General features: G+C 75.2%; 13 protein-coding genes. 9 read left to right on the top strand and 4 right to left on the bottom strand.

What is annotated here, in order from left to right; translation table 11 throughout:
• Positions 1–217: 217 nt before the first annotated feature.
• Positions 218–1,177 carry a GlxA family transcriptional regulator gene (locus ACFV1W_RS15210; protein ID WP_380416608.1) on the bottom strand — a complete coding sequence of 320 codons (960 nt, stop codon included), beginning with the start codon at positions 1,175–1,177 and terminating at the stop codon, positions 218–220.
• A 71-nt stretch (positions 1,178–1,248) separates the two neighbouring features.
• Between ACFV1W_RS15210 and ACFV1W_RS15205 the strand changes: the two genes are divergently transcribed.
• Positions 1,249–1,860, top strand: coding sequence for an isochorismatase family protein (locus tag ACFV1W_RS15205; protein ID WP_380416605.1), 612 nt, complete (start codon positions 1,249–1,251; stop codon positions 1,858–1,860).
• Here ACFV1W_RS15205 and ACFV1W_RS15200 read toward each other — a convergent pair.
• The gene (locus ACFV1W_RS15200) at positions 1,850–2,371 is read right to left on the bottom strand and encodes a hypothetical protein (RefSeq protein WP_380416602.1); all 522 of its coding nucleotides are present in this window, start codon (positions 2,369–2,371) and stop codon (positions 1,850–1,852) included. The two genes, ACFV1W_RS15205 and ACFV1W_RS15200, sit on opposite strands and share 11 nt — an antisense overlap.
• A 219-nt stretch (positions 2,372–2,590) precedes the next feature.
• Here ACFV1W_RS15200 and ACFV1W_RS15195 point away from each other — a divergent pair, with 219 nt between their 5' ends.
• Positions 2,591–3,520, top strand: coding sequence for a sigma-70 family RNA polymerase sigma factor (locus ACFV1W_RS15195; protein WP_380416599.1), 930 nt, complete (start codon positions 2,591–2,593; stop codon positions 3,518–3,520).
• Between the two features lie 125 nt (positions 3,521–3,645).
• Here ACFV1W_RS15195 and ACFV1W_RS15190 read toward each other — a convergent pair whose 3' ends face one another.
• Together ACFV1W_RS15190 and ACFV1W_RS15185 are read right to left on the bottom strand one after the other, a co-directional pair.
• Positions 3,646–4,212 (bottom strand): DinB family protein, encoded by a 567-nt coding sequence (locus tag ACFV1W_RS15190; RefSeq protein WP_380416597.1) that lies wholly within the window; start codon positions 4,210–4,212, stop codon positions 3,646–3,648.
• 38 nt (positions 4,213–4,250) lie between these two features.
• Positions 4,251–4,826 (bottom strand): nucleosidase, encoded by a 576-nt coding sequence (locus tag ACFV1W_RS15185; RefSeq protein WP_380416594.1) that lies wholly within the window; start codon positions 4,824–4,826, stop codon positions 4,251–4,253.
• 520 nt (positions 4,827–5,346) lie between these two features.
• Here ACFV1W_RS15185 and ACFV1W_RS15180 point away from each other — a divergent pair.
• From ACFV1W_RS15180 to ACFV1W_RS15150, 7 genes are all read left to right on the top strand, one after another.
• Positions 5,347–6,660, top strand: coding sequence for a hypothetical protein (locus ACFV1W_RS15180; RefSeq protein WP_380416592.1), 1,314 nt, complete (start codon positions 5,347–5,349; stop codon positions 6,658–6,660).
• Positions 6,661–6,675: 15 nt separating this feature from the next.
• On the top strand, positions 6,676–7,662 hold the full coding sequence (locus tag ACFV1W_RS15175; RefSeq protein WP_380416590.1) for a glutamate ABC transporter substrate-binding protein: 987 nt from the start codon (positions 6,676–6,678) through the stop codon (positions 7,660–7,662).
• Positions 7,663–7,904: 242 nt separating this feature from the next.
• Positions 7,905–9,293 (top strand): hypothetical protein, encoded by a 1,389-nt coding sequence (locus ACFV1W_RS15170; protein ID WP_380416587.1) that lies wholly within the window; start codon positions 7,905–7,907, stop codon positions 9,291–9,293.
• A gap of 5 nt (positions 9,294–9,298) precedes the next feature.
• Entirely contained in the window at positions 9,299–11,848 is a 2,550-nt protein-coding gene (locus tag ACFV1W_RS15165; protein WP_380416584.1) for a tetratricopeptide repeat protein, read from the top strand.
• A gap of 3 nt (positions 11,849–11,851) precedes the next feature.
• Positions 11,852–13,180, top strand: a complete 1,329-nt coding sequence (locus ACFV1W_RS15160) for a PP2C family serine/threonine-protein phosphatase (RefSeq protein ID WP_380416582.1) — start codon at positions 11,852–11,854, stop codon at positions 13,178–13,180.
• Between the two features lie 110 nt (positions 13,181–13,290).
• The gene (locus ACFV1W_RS15155; protein ID WP_380416579.1) at positions 13,291–14,646 is read left to right on the top strand and encodes a VWA domain-containing protein; all 1,356 of its coding nucleotides are present in this window, start codon (positions 13,291–13,293) and stop codon (positions 14,644–14,646) included.
• A gap of 84 nt (positions 14,647–14,730) precedes the next feature.
• The gene (locus ACFV1W_RS15150) at positions 14,731–15,912 is read left to right on the top strand and encodes an FHA domain-containing protein (protein ID WP_380416577.1); all 1,182 of its coding nucleotides are present in this window, start codon (positions 14,731–14,733) and stop codon (positions 15,910–15,912) included.
• The last annotated feature ends 4 nt before the right edge of the window (positions 15,913–15,916 follow it).

The following is a 15,916-nucleotide window of genomic DNA, read 5'->3' as shown; positions in this document are numbered from 1 at the left end:
TCACCCTCAGGCGGGGTTTGGCTCAATGAACCACCGGCCCGGTGCCGAGTAGCCAAGAGGGGTGGCGGCGCTGAGGGCCGCCGCCCCTCCCCCGCCGCCTCCCCCGCCGCCATGGCGGCGGGACGGAAGCCGCCGCCCCGCACCACCACCGCGCACCCCTTGGCGCTCGGGTGCTCGACCTGCTCGCCCGTCTCGACGCCGCCGACTCCGACGCGCCCTACCCCTCCTCCCGCCCCCGGAAGGTCCTGCGGTACTCCCGCGGTGCCACGCCCACCCGTTTGAGGAACACCGGTCGCAGCGACACCGCCGAGGCGAAGCCGCAGCGGGTGGCGACGGTGTCGACCGGCAGATCCGTCTCCTCCAGGAGGCGTTGGACGGTGAGGATGCGCTGGTCGAGGAGCCAGCGCAGCGGGGTCGTGCCGGTGGTCGCGGTGAAGCGGCGGGCGAAGGTCCGTTCGGACATCAGGGCCGCGGCGGCCATCCGGCGGACGGTCCAGGGGGTGTCGAGGGCGGCGAGGATCTCGGCGCGGACGCGGGCGAGCGGGTCGTCCTCGTCGACCGGGGGCACCGGGCTGGGGATGAACTGGGCCTGGCCGCCCGCCCGGAAGGGGGCGGTGACCATGGCGCGGGCGATGGCGGCGGCGGCCTGCTGACCGTGGGCGGTGCGGACGAGGTGGAGGCAGAGGTCGATGCCCGCCGCGACTCCGGCCGAGGTCCACACCCCGTCGCCGCCGGTGAACAGCACTTCGGGGCGGACGGTCACCGCAGGATGGCGGCGGGCGAGTTCGGGGGCGAGGGCCCAGTGGGTGGTGGCCTCGCGGCTGTCGAGCAGCCCGGCCTCGGCGAGGACGAAGGCGCCAGCGCAGAGCGAGGCGACGGGGACGCCGGCGGAGGAGACGGCCCGCAGGGCGTCCAGGACTTCCGCGGGCCGCCGGGCGGCCGGGTCCTCGACGCCCGGGACCACCACCAGGTCGCAGGCCGCCAGCACCGCGAGCCCGAGGTCGGGGACGCGTTCCAGCCCGCCGCCCAGCCGCACCCGGGCCCCGGCCGGGCCGCAGACCCGCAGGTCGAAGGCGGGCACGCCGGGCCGGGTGGCCCGGTTCGCCCACACCTCGCCGATCACCGCGTAGTCGAAGGCCCGCACGCCGTCGAAGATCAGGCAGCCCACAGTTCGCATGGCGGGAACCTATCGATGATCGGCATTCCTGCCCATCACCCCGCCCCGCCGGCGGCCCGCACGATGGACCCATGACGAACACCGACGCCTTCGACGCCCCGCTCACCCTCGACCCCGACGCCGTCCTGCTCCTCATCGACGTCCAACGGGGCTTCGAGGACCGGGACTTCTGGGGCCCGCGCGACAACCCGGAGGCCGAGCAGCGGATGGCCGAGCTGATCACCGCCTGGCAGGCGACCGGCCGCCCGGTCGTCACCGTGCAGCACGCCTCCCGGGTCGGGCCGCTGGTCGAGGGCACGCCCGGTCACGCGCTCAAGGACTTCGTCGCCGGGATCGTCCCCGACCTGCACATCACCAAGACCGTGAACAGCGCCTTCTACGGCACCCCCGAGCTGCACGCCTGGCTCCGGGAGCGCGGCAGCCGGCAGCTGGTGATCACCGGGATCATCACCAACGTGTGCAACGAGACCACCGCCCGGATGGCCGGCAACCTCGGTTACGACGTGATCTTCCCGACCGACGCCATGCACTCCTTCGACATGACCGGCCCCGACGGCACCACCGTGCCCGCCGCCGAGCTGGCCCGCGCCACCGCGACCACCCTGCACGCGATGCGCTTCGCCAAGGTCGTCACCACGCGGACGGTCCTCGACGCCGCGGAGAAGACCGCGGTCAGGGCCTGAAGATCGGCTCGTAGGCGTTGCCCTCTACCGCGTTGAGCAGGACGTACGACGGGCCGAGGCCGACCACGACCTCCCGGAGCCGCGCCAACGCCTCCGCGGCGGTGGGCACTTCGAGGCCGATCGCGGCGGCGGCCGCGTCCCGGTCGGCGAGCAGGTCGGGCTCGTCGGCGAGGTGGTCCTCGGCCGCCTCCGCGCTCTCCTCCTCGGTCAGCCGCACGCAGTCCCGCCACCACGGCACCGCGAGCACCAGCCGGACCATCTCCTCCAGCCCGACCGCCAGTAGCGCAGCCCCGCCCTCGGAGTCCGCGTACAGGACGGGCCGCTCGTCGCCGCCCTCTCCGCACAGGAAGAAGGTGCCGCCCGCGCCGCACTTGGCCACCTCCTCCAGGCGCTCCCCGGAGGCGAGCACGACCTCCTCCACGTGCGAGTAGGCGTCGAGGGAGAAGTCCCCCGGCCAGAGCAGGTAGTCGACGGTGGCGGGGGTCGCCCGGAGGCGCTCGAGGAACGACATGGCGGTCACCCTACGGCGCCGCAACGACAACTCAGGCCGCTGGCCTCCTGTTCGCCCCGAGCGGAGAGTTGATCTTCCGCCCCCAACAGCACCCACTGGCAAGGAAAGAGAATGTGAGCCAGAACGGACAGGACGGCTCGGCCACTGCGTGGCTCCGAGCCGAGGACCGTAGAGGCCGCCCTGATGCCGGGGGCATCCCGGGAGAGATCTGGTGACACTGTGAACGAGACGGTCGATGAACGATCCAGCCGGACCGCGCTGTTCGAGGAGCACCGCCCGCACCTGCGCGCGGTCGCGTACCGGATGCTCGGCTCGATCAGCGAGGCCGAGGACGCGCTCCAGGACGCCTGGCTGCGCTACGACCGCACCGACACCAGCGGGGTGGGCAACCTCGGCGGCTGGCTGACCACGGTGGTCTCCCGGGTGTGCCTGAACCAGCTGCGCGACCGCGCCGCGCGCCGCGAGGAGCCGCTGCAGCAGGCCGGACCGGACGGCGCGAGCGGCCCCGAGCGTATCCCGGACCCGCTGCTGCGGCGCGAGGGGGTGGTCGACCCGGAGCAGGAGGTGATGCTCGCGGACTCGGTCGGCCTGGCCCTGATGGTCGTGATGGAGTCGCTGTCACCCGCCGAGCGGGTCGCCTTCGTGCTGCACGACCTGTTCGCGGTGCCGTTCGAGGAGATCGCCCCGCTGATCGAGAAGACCGCGGCCGCGACCCGCCAACTGGCCAGCCGGGCCCGCCGCAAGGTGCAGGGGCAGGCGCCCGCGCCCGACCCCGACGTGGGCCGCCAGCGCGTCGCGGTGGACGCCTTCTTCGCCGCCGCCCGCAACGGCGACCTGGACGCCCTGCTCGCGGTGCTCGACCCGGACGTGGTGCTGCGCTCGGACGGCGGGGTCGGCCGGGCCCGGCACACCGTGGTGCTCAGCGGCGCCGCGACGGTGGCGGGGCAGGCCGTCCTGTGGGGCAAGCTGTCGCCGTTCGCCCGCCCGGCACTGGTCAACGGCACCGCGGGCGCGGTGGTCATCGGCGACAACGGCCGGGCGCTGTCGATCATGGCGTTCACCGTCGTGGCCGGCACGGTCGCCGCGATCGACGTGATCGTCGACCCGGAGCGGCTGGCCTCCTTCGACCTCTCGGCCTTCGGGGACTGAGCGTCGCCGGCAGGGGCGGCCGGATCCCCGGCCGCCCCTGCCGTAATCGGCGCCCAGCCGCCCCTGCCGTAACCAGCGCGCCCAGCCGCACCCGATGCCCTGCCGCGCGCGGACACCTGCCGCACTCAGCGCCCGACGGCCCCGTCCAGCTGCTCGCGGATGATGTCCGCGTGCCCGGCGTGCCGCCCGGTCTCCTCGATCATGTGCACCAGCACCCAGCGCAGCGACGGCCCCTCGGCGGCGTCCGGGCGCAGCGATCGCGCACCGGGGCGGTCGAGGTCCGGGGCGGCCTGGGCCACCGCGTTCGCCCGGGCGATCGCGTTCCGGTAGGCGGCGACCGCCGCGGCCACCGTGACGTCGGCCGGAACGGCCACCTCGCTGTCGAGGGGCTCCGCCTCCCCCAGCCCGCCGTAGGCCCACTCGAACCAGTTGTGCTCGACCACGGTCAGGTGCCGCACCAGCCACAGCAGGCTGGTGCCGGAGGAGACGCCGGGGCGCCGGGCGTCCTCGTCGCCGAGGCCGTCGACCTTGGCGATCACGGCCTCGCGCAGGTAGTCGAGGAAGGCCAGCAGGGTGGTCCGCTCGTCGGCGTTCATCGTCGGCGGGCGGCTGTCGGAGAGCTTGCTCGGCGCGGCGCCAAGGGGCGCGGGGTTCTGGGTCGCGGTGTCCGCGGTCGCGGTGTTCTCGGTCACCGCGTCACCCTAGCCACCCGCATCGATCCGACGAAATGTCACCAGCCCTGCGCGTGCGCCCAGTCCGCGAGGTGCCGGGCGCAGTCGTCGACCGACTCCCGCCAGGTGTGCCCCGCGCCGTCCCCGGCCTCGTCGCTGACGTACTTGACCAGCCGCACCGGCACCCCGGCCCGGTGGGCGACGGCGGCGACGGCGTAGCCCTCCATGTCGACCAGGTCGGCGTGCTCGGCGAGCCGCTCCTTGGCCGCCGGGGAGTCGACGAACAGGTCGCCGGTGGCCAGCACCGGGCCGTCGCCGCGGCCGACGACCAGCGGGGCGCCGTAGCTGCGGCCGGTCAGGGCGCGCAGGACCTCACTGTTCAGGTCGTGCTGGATCACCTGGACGACGTGGTGGATGCCCTCCCAGCCGGGGCGCAGCGCGCCAGCGGTGCCCAGGTTGATCACCTCGGAGGGCTGCTCGCCCCGGGCGAGCACGGTGGCCAGGGCCGCGGTGGCGTTGACCTTCCCGATCCCGGTGAGCAGCACGGGCAGCCGGTCGTCGAGGTGGGCGGCCTCCTCGCGGACCGCGACGACGAGCAGCGGACGGTCGGGCGAGATCGTTCCAAGCAGACGCATGGGGCCCATGGTACGGAGGGGCCGGGTGCCCCAGCCGCGATCAGCGGGCGCGGAACCGTGGCGCGCGACGGTGACCGGAGCCGTGGCACGGAACCGTGCGGGGCGCCGCCCGCGTCGCACCGGTCGCCGCCCTCCGCACGGTCGGCCCCGGCCCGGGTACCGGCCGGGTAAGAGCCGGTGCGAACGGTACGAGCCGTACTGGAGCGTGCAGGAACCGTGCACGACATGCTCAAGATCGGCGCAAGTCGGGTGTGGCCGGAGGGAGTCACGGCCATACTGCTGCCATCGGTCGGGCCCCGGGTGTCGGGCCCGACCCCAGGGGAGGATGAGGCGGGTGGCAACACCAGTAGGCAACGGCGCACCGGGCGCCGCGCTCCCGGCACGGCCGAGCGCGCCACCGGCCGTACCGGGGGCGGCGCCGATGAGAGCGGGGCGGGGCGCGGCCCCGCCCGGCTCCCCCGTTCCCGGAGCGGCCGGTTCGCCGACGAGGCGCCCCGGGCCGGGCGGACCCGAACGCGGCGTGCGCGCCCGGCTGGCGCAGGCCACCCGCACGCCCCCGGGCCGGCTGCGGCTGGCCGGGGTGGTGCTCGCCGTGCTCACGGTGGCCTTCGGCGGGCTCACCGCCTGGCAGTTGGAGACCAGGGCGTCGGCCGCCGACCGGGTGGTCTCGTACAGCCAGCCGCTGAGCCGGGACGCGGCCGAGATCCACCGCTCGCTGGCCGACGCCGCCACCACCGCGGCCTCCGGCTTCCTGCTGGCCGGCGCCGAGCCCAAGGACGTCCGGGCCCGCTACGAACAGGACCTCGCCCAGGCCGCCAGGCTGATCTCCCAGGCCGCCGCCCGGACCACCGCGACCTCCCCGGCCCAGGACTCACTCTCCCGACTGAACCAGCAACTCCCGGTGTACGCCGGTCTGGTGGAATCCGCGCGGGCCGACAACCGGCAGGGCATCCCGCTCGGCGGCGCCTACCTGCGGTACGCCTCCGAGCAGATGCAGACCACCCTGCTGCCGGCCGCCGCCGAGCTGAACACCATCGAGACCGGCGAGCTGGCGGACGACTACGCAGAGGCCCGGTCTGTGCCGTGGGGCGCGTACGGCCTGGCGGTGCTGACCCTGGCCGCGCTCGGGTGGGTGCAGTTGACCCTGTTCCGCCGCACCAACCGGGTGTTCAACATCGGCCTGCTGGGCGCCACCGCCGCCGTGCTGGCGGGCACGCTCTGGCTCGCCGTGGCCGGGGCGACCACCGGTTCGGCCCTGGAGAAGAGCGACCACGAGGGCGCGACCCCGCTGCGGGCGCTCAACTCGGCCCGGGTGGACGTGCTGAGCGCCCGGTTGGCGGAGAACCTGAACCTGGTCGCGCGCGGCTCCACCGCCACGTACAACGGGCAGTACGCGGACGCCACCAAGCGCCTGGCCGGAATCGCCGGCAAGTCGACCCCGATGCGGCGGCGCAGCGGCTCGCTGCCGAACGCGCTGGCCCTCGCGCCGAGCGCCGCCGACCAGGCCCTGGCCACCGCCGCCGACCAGTACGACCTCTGGCAGGACCGCTACCAGGACGCGGTGAAGGCCGAGGTCGGCGACGCCGACTACCAGGGCGCCCTGAACAGGACGGTGTCGGCCACCGACACCACCGGCACCGCCGACGCCGCCTTCAACGGCACCGACCGGGCGCTCGCCCAGGCCGCCGACATCGAACAGGTCCGGTTCAAGGCAGCCGCCGACGGCACCGCCGGGGACCTCCGCCTGGCGGCCGGCGCCGCCGCGGTGCTCGGCCTGGTGGCCGCGGCCGCCGCGCTGCGCGGCCTGGGCCGACGACTCGCCGAGTACCGGTAAGGGGGAACGGAACAGATGCGCAGCAGAACCGTACCGACCAGGAGCGCCGCCGCGCTGGCGGTGCTGGCCGCCTGCGCGGCCGTGCTCGGCGGGGGCGGCCCCTCCGGCGCCGCGCCGACCGGCGCGCCGCAGGCCGTCCAGTCGGCCCAGCAGGCCCAGGAGCGGCAGGCCCAGGAGCAGCAGGCCCGGTCCGACACCTGCGACATCTACGCCAGCGTGCCGCCGAGTTCGGCGGACGGCCCGGCGCTGAAGGCCATCAAAGCCAGGCGCAGCCTGGTGATCGGCGTGGACCAGAACAGTTACCGCTGGGGCGCCCGCAACCCGAACACCGGTCAGATCGAGGGCTTCGACATCGACCTGGCCCGGGCGATCGGCACCGCCATCATGGGCGACCCGGAGAAGGTGGTGCTCAAGCCGGTGGCCACCGCCGACCGCGTCGACGCGGTGCAGAAGGGCCGGGTCGACCTGATCGTCCGCACCATGACCGTCAACTGCAAGCGGATGGAGGACGTCGCCTTCTCCAAGCCGTACTTCAGCATCACCCAGCGGGTGCTGGTCCCGAAGACCTCCCCGGCGAAGAACCTCGACGAGGCGATCGGCGGCAAGAACGTCTGCGTCGCCAAGGGCTCGACGGCCGCCGACGTCTTCGACCCCGCCAAGAACGGGGCCAAGAAGGACGCGAACGCGCACCTGACGGTCGTGGAGAACCAACTCGACTGCCTGGTCCTGATGCAGCTCGGCAGCATCGACGCCACCATGACCGACGACGGCCTGGCGGCCGGTCAGGCGGCCCAGGACCAGACCGTGCGGATCGTGGACGGCGACGTGCAGCCGGAGGTGATCGGCGTCGCCATGCTGAAGAGCAGCCCGGACCTCACCGCGCGGGTCAACCAGGTGCTGGCCGACTACCACGCCGGCGGCGAGTGGGGGCGCAGCTACGACCGCTGGCTGAAGCCGTACATGCTCAACGACGCCGAGCACTACTGGCCGGTCCCGCACTGAGGACCGGCCTGGGGGCGGCACCGGAGGACCGGCCCGGGCCGGTACCGGGACGGACGGGTACGGACCGGTGCGGACGCGGGGTGTTGACGGCGTCTTGACGCCCCGCGCCCGCACCGCTCGGACACCCACCGGCTAGGGTTCGGGACGATCACCACGGGGAGACCGGTGGTGGACACGGGGGTTGTCGCGGAACCGCCCGTCGCACGCGACGGCGGCCCGCGCGAGGAAGGAAGGACACCGCGGTGGCGGCATCGGCTGGCCCGGTACTGAGCCGGGAGGAGGTGGACCGCGCGCTGGCGCGCCTCGGCGCGGAGCGGGACGCGGTCGAGTCGGCGCTGCTCGCCCTGCAGGACCACCCGGGCCTGCGGCTGCTGGACGGCGCCGAACTGACCGGACGGACCCTGGAGCGCTGGTCGGTCGCCGGCAAGGGCCTGCCGCTGCTCTGGGCGCTGTTCGACCGCTACTCCGAGGCGCTCGCCTCGGCCCGCGCGGTCCGGGCCCGCAAGGCCAAGCCCGGCAACCCCGAACTCGCCGAGCTCAGCGAGCTGCTGACCGGGGACGCGGTGACCGTCCCGGGCGGCGCGCTGCCGGACGGCCCCCAACTGCTGGGCGCGCCCGCCAGACTGGTCGAGCGGGTCAGCCTGGACGCGCTGATGGCCAGGATGAACTCCTGGTACGCCACCGTGCTGGAGGTGGTCAGCGCCGCCGACGCGGTCTGGTCGGCGCTGCCGGCCCGGATCGACCTGCTGCTGGCCGAGCTGCACCGGGTGCAGACCCTGGCCGCCTCGCTCGGCGTGCGCGCCGGCGGCCACCCGCTGGGCGACGACCTGGCCGGGTTGGCCCGGGACCTCACCGAGCTGCGCACCGAGGTCCGCGAGGACCCGCTGGCGCTGTGGCGCCCGGCCCGGGTGCCCGCCCAGCGCGGCACGGTGCCCGAGGGCGAGGCGTTCGCCACCCCCTCCGGGGTGGTGGACACCGAGCGCTTCGACCGGGCCGGGCGGGCGCTGGACGGCGTCCGGCTGGAACTGGAGGACCTGCTGCGGCTGCGCGACGACGCCGAGGAGCGCCTGCAGGGCGTCGGCGACCTGCTCCAGCGGGCCGACGCCACCCTGGCCGAGGCCCGCAGGGCGCGCGGCGAGGTGCTGGCGAAGATAGCCTCCAGCGACGTCCCGGCCGTGCCCGGCCCGGCCTCGGCGCTGCGCGAACGGATCGTCACCGCGCTGGAGCTGCGCCAGGGCGGGCAGTGGGGCCGACTGGCGCCGCTGCTGGACGCGCTGGAGGACGCCGCCGCCAAGGAGCTGGCCCGGGCCCGGCAGTCGCTCACCGAGGTCACCCAGCCGCTGGCCGTCCGGGCCGAGCTGCGCGGCCGGCTGGACGCCTACAAGGCGATGGCGGCCCGGATGCGGGTCGCCGAGGACCCGGAGGTGATCGAGCGGTACGAGAAGGCGCGCTGGCTGCTGTGGAGCGCGCCCTGCGACCTGCGGGCGGCAGCCGCCGCGGTGGCCCGCTTCCAGCAGTCGCTGCGCCCGGCCCGGGCCGAGGCCACCGAGGGCGGGCAGGCACACGAGGGCTCACAGGCACACGAGGCGGCCGGCCCGACGCCGGTCGACGGACAGGTACAGGGGGGCTGAGGTTGATGGGCGAGGCGTGCGTACGGCCGGACTGCTCCGGCGGGGGCAGGATCGACGCCGACGGCTACTGCGACGAGTGCGGGCTGGCCCCGGCGGGGACCTCGACGGTGGCCCCCGCGGCCACCGGCGGAACGACCGCGCCCCCGCCGGCCGCCGCCGGCCCCGGCTCCCCGTGCCCGCGGGACTGTACGGGCGCCATCGACGCGGACGGCTACTGCGACGAGTGCGGGCTGACCCCGCCCGGCGCCGACACCGGCGTCACCCAGCCCTACGTCCCGTCCGCCCGGGTCGCCCCGGACTCCGCCCGCAGCGGCTCGGTCCGCTCGCTGTCGGCCCGCACCGGCTCCGCCCGCTCCATGTCCGGCCGCTCCCGCTCGCACCGCTCCACCCGTACCGGCAGCAGCCGCTCGGTCTCGGTGCGCTCCACCCGCGGCAGCGTCAGCGCGGGCACCCGCAACCGGCTGGGCGCCGGTCTGGTCAACGTGCCGACGGTCGCGACGGCCGACCCCGCGCAGGCGGTGCTGGCCAATCCCGAGGTGCCCGAGCGCAAGCGGTTCTGCTCCAAGTGCGAGGCCCCGGTGGGCCGGGAGAAGAACGGCCTGCCGGGTCGCCCGGACGGCTTCTGCACCAAGTGCGGCACGCCGTACTCCTTCACGCCCAAGCTGCGCCGCGGCGACCTGGTCGGCGGCCAGTACGAGGTGGTCGGCTGCCTGGCGCACGGCGGGCTCGGCTGGATCTACCTGGCGGTGGACCGGCGGGTCAACGACAAGTGGGTGGTGCTCAAGGGCCTGCTGGACACCGGGGACGAGGACGCGCTCGCCGCGGCCGTCGCCGAGCGGCGCTTCCTCGCCGAGGTGGACCACCCGAACATCGTCCGGATCATCAACTTCGCCGAGCACCCGGACCTGCGCACCGGCTCCACCGACGGCTACATCGTGATGGAGTTCGTCGGCGGCAAGTCGCTCAAGGACATCGCCAACGACCGCCGCACCCCGGACGGCCGGCGCGAGCCGCTGCCGGTCGAGCAGGCGATCGCCTACGCCCTGGAGGCGCTGCCCGCGCTGGGCTACCTGCACGGCCGGGGCCTGGTCTACTGCGACTTCAAGATCGACAACGTGATCCAGAGCGGCGACACGCTCAAGGTCATCGACATGGGCGCGGTCCGCCGCTTCGACGACGACGGCCCGATCTACGGCACCATCGGCTACCAGGCCCCTGAGATCGCCACCGACGGCCCCTCCCCGGCCTCGGACCTCTACACCGTGGCGCGCACCCTCGCCGTGCTCACCTTCGACTTCCAGGGCTACAGCACCACCTACCGCGACTCGCTGCCCGGCCCCGAGGACGTCGAGGTCTTCGCCAGGTACGAGTCGTACTACCGCTTCCTGGTCCGCGCCACCGACCCGGACCCGGCCCGCCGATTCTCCTCCGCCGAGGAGATGGCCGACCAGCTCACCGGCGTGCTGCGGGAGGTCCTGGCCCTCCAGGACGAACGGCCCCGGCCCGCGCTGTCCACCCTGTTCGGCCCCGAACTGCGTGTGGTGGACACCGAGTTGGTGCTGCCCACCGCCCAGCCCGGGCAGCTCCGGGTGGCCGTGCTGGACCCGTCGGCCGCCGCGCTCGCCCTGCCCGTGCCCCGGGTCGACCCTGGCGACCCCAACGCGGGCTTCCTCGCCGCCCTGCTCGCCACCGACCCCGAGGAGGCGCTCGCCGCGCTCGGCGGCGCCCCCGCCGTCTCGATCGAGAGCCGGCTGCGCGAGCTGCGCGCCCTGCTCGAACTCGGCCGCCACGGCCAGGCCCTGAAGGCGCTCGCCGAGCTGGAGCGCGACCATCCGGACGACTGGCGGGTGGTCTGGTACCGCGGCCTGGTCGCCCTGGTCGGGGCCGGGGCGGAAGGGCCCGGCGCCGGCCCGGAGGAGAACGGACGGGTCTCCGGCCTGCGGGCCGCCGCGGAGGCCTTCGACGCGGTCTACGACGCCTTCCCCGGCGAGGCCGCGCCCAAGCTCGCCCTGGCCGTCTGCGCCGAACTGCTCGGCGACGGCGGCGACGCGGCCGAGTTCTACCGGCTGGTGTGGACCACCGACCACGCCTACCTGAGCGCCGCCTTCGGCCTCGCCCGGGTCCGCCTCGCCGAGGACGACCGGCCCGGCGCGGTGCGCGTGCTGGAGTCCGTCCCGGCCACCTCCAGCCAGTACACCGCCGCCCGGATCGCCGCCGTCCGCGCCCGGCTGCGCGAACGGGCCGCCACCGACCCGCTCGCCGCCGACCTCGCCGCCGGCTCCGACCAGCTGACCGCGCTCCGGCTGGACGACCGCCGCCGCGAGGAGCTCTCCGTCGAGGTGCTCGGCGCGGCCCTCGACTGGGTCGGCGCCGGCTCGGCCGGGGCGCAGCAGGGCGCCGACCTGGTGGTACTGGGACGTCCCGCGGTGGAGCGGGAACTGCGCTTCGCCCTGGAACAGTCCTACCGGGTACTCGCCCGGTTGGCCGACCGGGCCGAGACCAGGATCGAGATGGTGGAACGGGCCAACCGGGCCCGCCCCAGGACGTGGGTGTAGCCGATGCCGCAGCAGACCGAGTGCCCGAGCTGTTCCGAGCCGATGGAGCCCGACGACGCCTTCTGCGGGCGCTGCGGGACCGGCCGGGACGGCCGGACGGCCCCGGGCGCGATGCCCGCCGGCTGGGCCGCCGCCCGCGGTGAGGCCGTCCCGCCGCAGCGCGGGCCGGTCTGTGTGAACTGCGGGCAGCCGCAGGTCACCGAGGACGGCTACTGCGAGGGCTGCGGCAGCGCCCAGCCGCGCCCGCGCGACCACATGGAGAAGGCGCTGGCGGGCGTCGCCGGGGTCAGCGACCGCGGCGTGCGCCACCACCGCAACGAGGACTCCTTCACCGTCGCCGCCAGCTCGCTGCCCGGCGGGGAGCCGGTCGTGGTCGCCGTGGTGTGCGACGGCGTCTCCTCCTCCGACCGGCCGGACGAGGCCTCGGAGACCGCCGTCGACGCCGCCTCGGAGTCCCTGCTGACCTCGCTGGAAGCCGGCCGGGACCCGGAGGAGGCGATGCGCGCGGCCGTCGCCGACGCCGCCAGGGCCGTCGCCGACCTCGCCACCGACGGCGCCGGGCCCGCCCGCCCCGACCTCAACGCGCCCGCCTGCACCTTCGTCAGCGCCATAGCGGCGGGCGGCCGGATCACCGTCGGCTGGGTCGGCGACACCCGGGCGTACTGGATCCCGGACGACCGCACCACCGCCGTCCCCTTCCGGCTCACCCAGGACGACTCCTGGGCGGCCCGGATGGTCGAGGCGGGGCTGATGGGTGAGGCCGAGGCGTACGCCGACCCGCGCGCCCACGCGATCACCGGCTGGCTCGGCGCCGACGCCGAGGAGGTCGTGCCGCACACCCTCGACTTCACCCCGCACGTCCCCGGGGTGCTGCTGATCTGCACCGACGGGCTGTGGAACTACGCCGAGGCGGCCACCGACCTGGCGTACTTCGTCCGGCCGGACGCCCGAACCGAGCCGCTCGCGGCTGCCCAGACCCTGGTGAAGTTCGCGGTCGCGGCCGGCGGGCACGACAACATCACCGTCGCGGTGCTGCCGATCGACCCGCCGACGGCCTCGGCCGAGGAGGTCGAGGAGACGCCGACCGCGCTGGACCTGAAGGTGATCACCCCGGCCGCCACCGAGGGCGCCCCCGAGGACGACCCGGACTACGAGCCGACCCTGCCGGACCTCCCGGTGATCGGCTCCCGCGCCGCCCCGCTGCCCTCGGTCCCCACCGCTCCGGCCGTACCGCCGGCGCCGCCCGCGGCCCCGACGGCTCCCCCGGCGCCGCCCGTCGCCCCGCCCGTCCCGCCGCAGCCGCCGCAGCCGCCGCACCCGCCGACGGCCTGACCGGCCGTCCGCGACCGGCCCGGCACCCGACGGCCCTCGGCCGCCGGGCCGCCGGGCCGCCCCACCGACCCGATCGCATCCACCCCTCACCCGACGGGAGCCACCGCCCCATGGCAACACTGGCGAAGCCGAACCTGCCCAGGTTCGACGTGGAGATCTTCCAGAACGAGTACCTGGCCGACGGCGCCCGCGAGGTGAACGCCATCGTCACCGTCACCTCCACCGGCGGGGGCACCTCCGGCGGACGCCCGCTCGGGCTGGCCGACTCCGGTCCCCGGCGCGGCGACGCCGACGCGGCCGTGGTGATCCTGGTCGACTGCTCGGGCTCGATGGACTACCCCAAGACCAAGATCAACGGCGCCCGGGAGGCCACCGCCGCCGCCATCGACGCCCTGCGCGACGGCACCGCCTTCGCCGTGGTGGCCGGCACCCACGAGGCCCGGGACATCTACCCCGGCGACGGCACCCTGGCGACCGCCTCGCCGGGCACCCGGGAGCAGGCCAAGGAATCGCTGCGCCGCCTCACCGCGGCCGGCGGCACCGCGATGGGCACCTGGCTGGCCAAGGCCGACAAGCTCTTCCTCACCCGCCGCGACATCGCCATCCGGCACGCCATCCTGCTCACCGACGGCAACAACGAGCACGAGTCGGCGGAGGACCTGGCCCGCAACATCGAGCGGGTCACCGGTCACTTCACCGCGGACTGCCGCGGCGTCGGCACCGACTGGCGGATCGACGAGCTGCGCAAGATCTCCTCGGCGCTGCTCGGCACCACCGACATCGTCGCCGAGCCCTCCGGCCTCGCCGAGGACTTCCGCTCGATGATGACCGGCGCGATGGGCAAGCAGGTCGCCGACGTCGCCCTGCGGATCTGGACCCCGGCCAACGCCACGGTGAAGTTCGTCAAGCAGGTCGCCCCCGCGGTCGAGGACCTCACCGGACGCCGCGCCGAGGCCGGCCCGCGGGCGGGCGACTACCCGACCGGCTCCTGGGGCGACGAGAGCCGCGACTACCACGTCTGCGTCGAGGTCCCGGCCGCCTCGGTCGGCAACGAGATGCTCGCCGCCCGGGTCAGCCTGGTGCTGCCCCCACAGGTCGGCGGCGGCACCCCCGAGGTGCTCAGCCAGGGCCTGGTCAAGGCCGTCTGGACGGACGACCTGGCCTCCTCCACCCGGATCAGCCCGCAGGTCGCCCACTACACCGGACAGGCCGAGCTCGCCTCCTCGATCCAGGAGGGCCTGGAGGCCCACCGCGCCGGAGACGTCGACACCGCCACCGCCAAGCTGGGCGCCGCCGTCCGGATCGCCCACGCGACCGGGAACGACGGCACCTACAAGCTGCTGCAGAAGGTGGTGGACGTGGTCGACCCGAAGGAGGGTACGGTTCGGTTCCGTAAGAACGTGAGCGAGGCCGACTCGATGACCCTTGAGACCCGGTCGACCAAGACGGTACGTGTGAAGAAGTGACCGCGAAGTGACCGCTGAAGACGTGACCGGGCCGGCCGCCCGGCGCGACACCGCGCCGCACCGGCCCGAAACGAGGGGGACCTGATGCCGATCTGCCCGAGGGGCCACGAGTCGCAGGCCGAGGACTGGTGCGACTTCTGCGGCTTCCCGATGACTCCGCCGGTCCCGACGCCCGGCGCCCACGAGGGCTACCCGGGAGCGCCCGGCGCACCCGCCGGGCACCCGCCCCACGGCGGTGCGCCCTTCGGTGCTCCGGCCCCGCAACCGGGAGCGGTCCCGCCGCCGCCCCCGCCGGGGGCGTTCCCCCCGCCCGGCTCCTACCCGCCGCCGGGCGGCGCGTTCCCGCCGCCCGGGGCCGTGCCGCCCCCGGCGTCGCCGCCGGGCCTCACCGAGGGCCTGACCGTCTGCCCGATCTGCCGCAGCCCGCAGACCGGCCGGTTCTGCGAGGAGTGCGGCTACGACTACGAGCTGTCCACCCCCTCGCGCCGCCAGGCGCCGGCCGGCGGTGCGCCAGCGCCCGCTCCCGGCCCGGCCCAGCCCCCGCCGCTGAACATCCCGGCGGCCTACGGCGGCACCGCGCAGCCCCCGCAGGCCCCGCCCGTCCAGCCGCCGGCCCCCGAGTACCCGCACACCTACGGCTACCCTCCCTCCTCGCCCGCCAACGGGCAGGAGGGGCACATGCCGGAGGGCGCCTTCCCGGAGGCCCCGGTGCGCGAGGACTCCGGCCCGGTGTACGCCCAGCCGGCCGGTCCCGGCCCGAACAACCGCGGCGGCGACTTCGGCACGTCCTTCCACCTGGCCCCGCCGCAGCCCCAGCCGGGGGCCCAGCCGGAGCCGCTCCCGGCCGAGCCGGTCCGGGCCAACTGGATCGCGGTGGTCTCGGCCGACCGCGACTACTTCACCGACATGATGGCCCGCAGCGGCCCCGAGGCGGCCGGCCTGTTCTTCCCGCCGTACTGCCCCGAGCGCCGCATCCCGCTGACCGGCCGGGGCCAGCTGCGGATCGGCCGGCGCAGCCAGCACCGGGGCACCGTCCCGGAGATCGACCTGTCGGTGCCGCCGGAGGATCCGGGCGCCTCGCACCAGCACGCACTGCTCGCCGAACAGGCGGACGGCAGCTGGGTGCTGGTGGACCAGGACTCCACCAACGGCACCACCGTGAACGGCGGTGCGGAGCCGATCTCCCCGCACACCGCCGTACCGCTGAACGACGGCGACCGGATCCACATCGGAGCCTGGACGACGATCACGGTGCACCGCGCCTGACCTG

Source organism: Kitasatospora sp. NPDC059648 (assembly GCF_042734825.1).
Taxonomy (GTDB): Bacteria; Actinomycetota; Actinomycetes; order Streptomycetales; family Streptomycetaceae; genus Kitasatospora.
Note: the sequence above shows the minus strand (reverse complement) of the source record. Positions and strands in the feature narration are given on the sequence as shown.

Coding starts and splice junctions, on each gene's coding strand:
- ACFV1W_RS15210 (WP_380416608.1), bottom strand. CDS start 1,177: ATGCGAACTGTGGGCTGCCTGATCTTCGACGGCGTGCGGGCCTTCGAC.
- ACFV1W_RS15205 (WP_380416605.1), top strand. CDS start 1,249: ATGACGAACACCGACGCCTTCGACGCCCCGCTCACCCTCGACCCCGAC.
- ACFV1W_RS15200 (WP_380416602.1), bottom strand. CDS start 2,371: ATGTCGTTCCTCGAGCGCCTCCGGGCGACCCCCGCCACCGTCGACTAC.
- ACFV1W_RS15185 (WP_380416594.1), bottom strand. CDS start 4,826: ATGCGTCTGCTTGGAACGATCTCGCCCGACCGTCCGCTGCTCGTCGTC.
- ACFV1W_RS15175 (WP_380416590.1), top strand. CDS start 6,676: ATGCGCAGCAGAACCGTACCGACCAGGAGCGCCGCCGCGCTGGCGGTG.
- ACFV1W_RS15165 (WP_380416584.1), top strand. CDS start 9,299: ATGGGCGAGGCGTGCGTACGGCCGGACTGCTCCGGCGGGGGCAGGATC.
- ACFV1W_RS15160 (WP_380416582.1), top strand. CDS start 11,852: ATGCCGCAGCAGACCGAGTGCCCGAGCTGTTCCGAGCCGATGGAGCCC.
- ACFV1W_RS15155 (WP_380416579.1), top strand. CDS start 13,291: ATGGCAACACTGGCGAAGCCGAACCTGCCCAGGTTCGACGTGGAGATC.
- ACFV1W_RS15150 (WP_380416577.1), top strand. CDS start 14,731: ATGCCGATCTGCCCGAGGGGCCACGAGTCGCAGGCCGAGGACTGGTGC.